The organism is Roseiarcus sp., from assembly GCF_052145395.1.
Taxonomy (GTDB): Bacteria; Pseudomonadota; Alphaproteobacteria; order Rhizobiales; family Beijerinckiaceae; genus Roseiarcus.
This window is the reverse complement of sequence record NZ_JBKQOT010000626.1, coordinates 1-4,267: the sequence shown is the minus strand read 5'-3', so window position 1 is coordinate 4,267 and position 4,267 is coordinate 1. Positions and strand designations below refer to the sequence as shown.

The 4,267-nt window shown below is 67.6% G+C and carries 4 protein-coding genes and 1 pseudogene; all 5 read right to left on the bottom strand.

Annotated features, from left to right (window positions below):
* A pseudogene (locus ACLP25_RS21575) lies at nucleotides 1-1,443 on the bottom strand (ATP-binding protein); the annotation flags it as partial.
* A gap of 40 nt (nucleotides 1,444-1,483) precedes the next feature.
* Entirely contained in the window at nucleotides 1,484-2,014 is a 531-nt protein-coding gene (locus ACLP25_RS21570; protein WP_442471194.1) for a hypothetical protein, read from the bottom strand.
* 21 nt (nucleotides 2,015-2,035) lie between these two features.
* Nucleotides 2,036-2,440 carry a hypothetical protein gene (locus tag ACLP25_RS21565; protein WP_442471193.1) on the bottom strand — a complete coding sequence of 135 codons (405 nt, stop codon included), beginning with the start codon at nucleotides 2,438-2,440 and terminating at the stop codon, nucleotides 2,036-2,038.
* 250 nt (nucleotides 2,441-2,690) lie between these two features.
* On the bottom strand, nucleotides 2,691-3,230 hold the full coding sequence (locus ACLP25_RS21560) for a hypothetical protein (protein ID WP_442471192.1): 540 nt from the start codon (nucleotides 3,228-3,230) through the stop codon (nucleotides 2,691-2,693).
* A gap of 13 nt (nucleotides 3,231-3,243) precedes the next feature.
* Complete coding sequence (locus ACLP25_RS21555) at nucleotides 3,244-4,125, bottom strand: hypothetical protein (protein ID WP_442471191.1); 882 nt, start codon at nucleotides 4,123-4,125, stop codon at nucleotides 3,244-3,246.
* Nucleotides 4,126-4,267: the final 142 nt, after the last annotated feature.

Sequence of the window (4,267 nt, the reverse complement as noted above, 5' to 3'; positions counted from 1 at the left end):
CACGAAAATGTCAATGACGAGCGGGCGCATCGAGCCGCCCGACGGGTCATAGGGCCAGATCGCTCCATTCGGCAGGCGGAACAGCACCGAGCCCCGTTCCCATGGCGAGATCGTATGCGACCACGGCAGGAGGGGCATCGCCTCCCCGATCGGAGCGAGCGACGGGTTGGCGGTCGAGGCGAGCGCGAGGCCCGGCACGGAGCTCATCACGCCGTCGAGCGGATCACCCGCCACGCGCGCGATCTTGCAATTGCCCCAGCCCTCGATCCTTTGCGCCAGTGTCGAGGCGCGCCGGCGCAGTTTCCGCGTTTCGCCGAGCGGCGCCCATGTCGCGAAGGAAGCGCGCAGCTTGACGGCGATATGGTTGTCCTGCTCACGCAACTGGCGCAGCGACGCGAAAGCGCGCTGGAGATCGCGATTGGCCGGAAAGATCGAAAGTAACGAGGCGCCGATCTCCTTGAAGGCCATGCCCGTCTTGCCGCCGCCCTCGAGAATGAACGAGCAGCGCCAAGGCAGCCGATCCTGGCCGAGCCAGCTTGCGAGCTCGACGAAGGGACGCGGATCTTCAGGCCCGATCATGAGGTCGACGCCGGCATATTCGTTCTCGCCGATCTCGACGCGCTGGCCGCCGTGAGTGATCGCGTCGATGCGGAAGAGCTGGCTGCGGATCGAGGGCCACAAGAGCCCCGACTTGTCCGGATGCCTGACCTCCTCCTCGGGCAGGCGCGGCATGACCCGGTCGCCGATCAGCGTCGGCTTCCACTTCGAGCCCGCGGTCTCGCGATAGAGCGCTTCCCGCGCGAGAACCAACGCTTCGCTGGCCGAAAGCTCGGTCGCCGCCACCTCGGCGCCGCGCAGCGCCGTCATCACCCGATTGACGAAACCGGTATGATGGGCGGCCATGATCTCGGAGCGGAGAAAGAAGCGCTGCGCGTCGCCGATGCGCGGGACCGCCTTCGCCGCCGCCGCCTTCTCCTCCTTCATCTGCTTCAGCTCTTCCCTGGTCAGCACCGCCCGGCGCGTCCAGAGCGCGAAGCACGATGTCTCGAAGCGCATCGTCTGGCTCCAGAGGCGGAGCCGCTCGTCGAGAATGTCGGTGAGATCGAGGCCGACCTCGCGGCCGACGCGCCGGCACGCCTCCATGTTGATCCGCTCGATCTCCCGCTCGGCCATGTCGGGGTCCGACAGATACCAGCCGACGATCGCGTGGCCCTTGGCTTCGAGCGCCCCCGACAGATCGAGACGCAGGCCGTTCGCGAGCTTCACGATGTCGTCGCGGGTCGCCATGCGTTTCATGCCGCCGATCCGGACGAAGGTGCAGTAGTCGCCCTGCTTCGTGACGAGCGCGTCGCCGTGCGTCGTCTCGACGTCGCAATAGCCCGCGAGCGGCTGCTTCAGCGCGAGCGAGAGGCTCGCGAGCAGACTCGACACGATCCCCACCATCGAAAACCTCCAGTCTCTTCGCGAAAAGGACGGGCGCGCTTCAGGCGGCGATCACTCGGGGATAGACGTCCTCGCCGGCGACGAAGAATCTTCCCCGCGACCACAGCCTCAATCCGCCGAGCCGCTTGGCGCGCTCGGCATAGAGCTTCGGCTCCGCCCGCAGGAGCGCCTGGCCGAGCACGCGGGGCGACGCGGTCCCGAATCGCGCCTCGGCCTCGACGCTTCGCATCTCGATCGCCCGGATCGCCTCGAGCGCGGGGTTCGGATGATCGCCGCTGGTCACGGAGAAGGGAGACGCTGCGAAATAGAGGGCGCCCTCGTCGGCGAGCAGCCTATGGGCTCTGTTGGCGAGCGCGTTGAGCGCGCTCTGCGTCATCTCCGGGAGCCAGATCAGTACGGCTTCCTCGGCGATTGTCTCGCGCTCGAGATGGCGAACGAGAGAGCACGGGGCGCAGGACGCCTCGTCCCGCCCTTCTGCGAGGCGAACCCCGCAGAAGGGACAGGAGCGTCGTGTCGCGCCGCCCGGCGGTTCGCTTTCGCAAACGGAAAGAACGAGCGGCTCGAGACGCATCGGATCCTGTCCCCGCGCCTGTTACTGGAACGTCACGACGCCGGCGGTGTTTGAAATCGAGGCCGCCGTGCCGGTGGCGGTTTCGGCCGCCTTGTTGATCCACGAGCCGCCGGTGACGAGGAGGCAGCAGAGGACGAGACCGGCGGCGCCGGCCGCAACCTTGCCCGCTTCCCGGTTCACGGGCTGACGCGACTGCCACAGGAACCACGCGCCGGCGACGAAGCAGATCAGCGCCCCCACGTACATCGCGGTCGAAGCCGCGGTGCCGCCGGCGGTCGAGAACTCCTGCGCCATCGTGCCGATCTGGGCGCCGATGGTGCCCCCGGCCGCCTGCGCGAACGAATGGGCGCTGGCGACGACGAGCGCGCCGCCGAGCGCCGAGGCGCGCAGCAGCAAACGACGAATCTTCAGCGAACGCTTTCTCATGAGGTTTGACTCCTGACGTTGACGACGAGGGCTCTCACGGGTCCCGTCCTGCCCTCGACGCCGAGACTCGTTCCCGCCTGCGCGAACGGAGATCAAAAAAACGCGGCGGCTGGAAAGAACTTTCGGGCGGGCCCGGTGCAATCGACCGGGGCGCTCGCGGCGCAGAACTCAAGAGGATCCCCGCCACTGCCCCAACGCCGCGGGTCGCCCCCTGACGTTTCCGGGCGACGCCCAGCGCCTGCCTCTGCCCTCAGACGAACATCGCGATCAGCGCGTTGGTGATGGCGAGAATGTTGATCAGCATGATCCCGAACACGAACTGCACGACGCAGCCCATCTGGCTCCGGTTCGCCTGCCCGCTGACGACAGAACGCCAGCTCATGAGCGCGAAGAACACGACCATGGCTCCGAAACTCTGGAAGAACGCCTGGAACAGCGTCACGACATTGACCAGCGTCGCGCTCGGCGTCGTCCCCAGCAATGTCGAGGCGTCGGGCGCGCTCGGCGGCGCGTAGCTCGAAAGCGCCGAGATCGAGGCGGTCACGCCCGACCCGGCGGTTGCGAGCGCCATGTTCAGGACCTTGTCAAAACTTGCGAACGCTCCCGACAGGACGAGCGACAGGACCGGAATCCACGGACGCCCTTCGAACGGGTTTCCGGGCTGCGACTGCATCCAGAAGCCCCAGGCGGCGAACAGGAAACACCAGAGCGACGCCAGATAGGCGAAGGTCGGGATCAGAGTGGCGAGGGCCTCGCCGATCTGGCTCGCAAAATCGACAAGCCCTTGCATGCGCTCGGTCCCTCTACTGGATCGAGCCGCGATCGGCCTTCACGACCCACGCCTGGCCGTGCTGCTCGATGCTGATGACCTTGCCGTAGCCGGGGAGAACCGTGCCGATCGCAACCTCGACCGGCCGATCGTCCGGGGCGCCGTCGACCACGCTCAGCATCGCAAGGCCCGGGGAGGCCGCCTGAATGCGGTAGGCGCGCTTCTGATCGAGAGCGGCCACTTTCATGCGCACGCCCTGCGCCTGGCCTGCCGCGCCCGAGCTCAGGGCCGCTGTAGGCGCGCCCGAGGGTGGGACGCCCACGGGCGCGACGCCCGCGCTTTCCGCCGCTGCGACCGCGCTCCTCGATTCGGCCAGCGAGACCCGCCGCGTCAGATCGGCCAATCGCTCGTCCGAACCCGTCGACGTCGTCCGCACTTCAGCCTGCAGATCCTTCACCTGACCGGTGAGACGCGTCACGATCGCCGCTAGCCGCGCGACCTGATCGGACATCTGGGTCTCGGCCTTGTCGATATCGGTCCGCGTCGCCAGCGCGTTCGCGCGCGCCTTGATCGCCGCTTCGAGATCGGCGAGCCGCGCCTCGATCTTGGCCGCCTCGCCGAGTCCGGGCTCCGGCGCTCCCTCCGCGGCAGGACGGGCGAGCGTGGCGGGGGCCAAGGGGGCCGCTGTCGGCGGAAGCGAAGCGATCTCGAGAGGCTTCGGCTCCGGGGTCGGCGCCCGCGGCGCTTCGGCCGGGGCGGGCGCGGCCGCTGCGGGCGCCGAGGCAGCTTTGTCCGGGGCGGACGCCTGCAGGGGCTGCGGAACCCGCGCGTCAAGGGGTGCGCCGCTCGCCGTCGCGGAGCCGGGCTTGAACGACAGCACCTCCTCGACCTGGTCGCCCCGGGTGTCAGGAGCCATCTTGGCGTGAGAATTTGGAAATATTTTCGGCAATATCCATCAATAGTGAGAATTTCATCTGGCAACATTCTCACTATTGATGGCTTGAGGCGGCGGCCTCTGGCAGTTCGAATTTAGCCTCACGGCAGAATTTATCGAAGTT

What these genes read in the sequence shown, in the direction of transcription:
- ACLP25_RS21565 (WP_442471193.1), bottom strand. Translation starts at nt 2,440, where the DNA reads ATGAGAAAGCGTTCGCTGAAGATTCGTCGTTTGCTGCTGCGCGCCTCG.
- ACLP25_RS21560 (WP_442471192.1), bottom strand. Translation starts at nt 3,230, where the DNA reads ATGCAAGGGCTTGTCGATTTTGCGAGCCAGATCGGCGAGGCCCTCGCC.
- ACLP25_RS21570 (WP_442471194.1), bottom strand. Translation starts at nt 2,014, where the DNA reads ATGCGTCTCGAGCCGCTCGTTCTTTCCGTTTGCGAAAGCGAACCGCCG.
- ACLP25_RS21555 (WP_442471191.1), bottom strand. Translation starts at nt 4,125, where the DNA reads ATGGCTCCTGACACCCGGGGCGACCAGGTCGAGGAGGTGCTGTCGTTC.